This is a genomic window from Frankia sp. AgKG'84/4 (assembly GCF_023242965.2).
Taxonomy (GTDB): domain Bacteria; phylum Actinomycetota; class Actinomycetes; order Frankiales; family Frankiaceae; genus Frankia.
Window position 1 is genome coordinate 1 of sequence record NZ_JALKFU020001096.1, and the last position, 1,388, is coordinate 1,388.

2 protein-coding genes are annotated in these 1,388 nt (G+C 75.2%); one reads left to right on the top strand and one right to left on the bottom strand.

The genetic code is table 11. The features are described 5' to 3' along the window. On the top strand, positions 1-617 hold a 617-nt coding region (locus MXD58_RS27590; RefSeq protein WP_250611040.1), incomplete at its 5' end, for a DUF2867 domain-containing protein. Positions 618-653: 36 nt separating this feature from the next. Here the strand turns inward: MXD58_RS27590 and MXD58_RS27595 are convergent. Beyond that, on the bottom strand, positions 654-1,388 hold a 735-nt coding region (locus tag MXD58_RS27595; protein WP_250611042.1), incomplete at its 5' end, for an ATP-binding protein.

A 1,388-nucleotide genomic window follows, 5' to 3' on the forward strand; every position in this document is an offset into this window, starting at 1 on the left:
GCGCCCCCTTCGACGGGACCACGCGGGTCGGCGACGCCGCGCGGGCACCGGCCGCCGGCGGGACCTGCGCTCCCCGGCCACCCGGCGAACCGGCGCTGACCGACCCACAATGGTCCGGCGGCGCGCTCTACGTCGACGAACGGGAACGGGCGGTCGCCGCGCCACCAGAGCGGCTGTGGCGGGTCATCGAGGGCATTGGCGGGGAGAACGGCTGGTACTCCTGGCCGCTCGCCTGGGCCGCCCGGGGATGGCTGGACATCCTGGTCGGCGGCGTCGGGCCACGGCGCGGGCGACGTGACCCGCAGCGGCTGCAGGTCGGCGAGGCGCTGGATTTCTGGCGGGTCGTGGAACTCGAGCGGGGTCGGCTGCTGCGGCTGCGGGCGGAGATGAAGATGCCCGGTGACGGGTGGCTGGAGCTGCGCGCGGAGGTCAACGCCGACGGCACCACCATCTACCGGCAGCGGGCGATCTTCCTGCCCGGCGGGCTTCCCGGGCAGCTGTACTGGCGGGCGATCAGCCCGTTCCACGCCACCGTGTTCGGGGGCATGCTGCGCAACATCGTCCGCGTCGCCGAGACGACGGACGACTCCACGGCTGAGCACACGGTGGCCGGCTGACACCGCGCGGCCGCGTCATCAGGGACGGCCGCGTCGTCAGGGACGGCCGCGGCTCTGCGCGGGCGGATCCGGGGGCAGCCGGTCGCCCGTGCCGCCGCCGACGGGTCGATCGGGGAACGCGGGCGAGGTCCGTGGGTCGCCGGACGCCCGGTCCGGGACCTCGATGTCGAACCAGACCCGTTTGCCGCCCACCGTCGACTCGACCCCCCAGGCCAGCGACAGCGCCTCGACCAGCAACAGGCCCCAGCCCGACTCGGGGTCGGGCCGGTTCTCGGCGGCGGCACCGGGCCGGGGCAGGTGCGCGCCCTCGCGGTCCTCGACGCTGATCCGCAGTCTGCCTGGCTCCAGGAACGCCCGGAGCACCAGGTCACTGCGGGCGTGCAGGACCGCGTTGGTCACCACCTCGCTGACCAGCAGGGTCGCGTCGTCGACCGCGACGATGCCGCAGTCGATCAGGACGGTGCGGATAGCCATGCGAGCCTGGCCGGCCGAGGCCGCCACGGCCGGCAGGGCCAGCTCCAACAGCGGCGGGTTCACCGCCAGGGTCGTGAGTGCTATCAGCGCCGTGTCGTCGTCGGTACGGCTCGGCAGGTCGGCGGCGAGCAGGCAGCGTTCCACCAGTGAACGGGCCGTCTCCTCGGTGGGGCCCTCCCCGGAACCGTCGACGGCGTCGGGGCCGAACCAGCTTCGCACCGCGAACGACCCGCCGCGGGCCCGTCGACGCCGCTCGGTCCCGCCGTGGCCCCGCTGCCCGCCGCGCCGGTCCCGGCC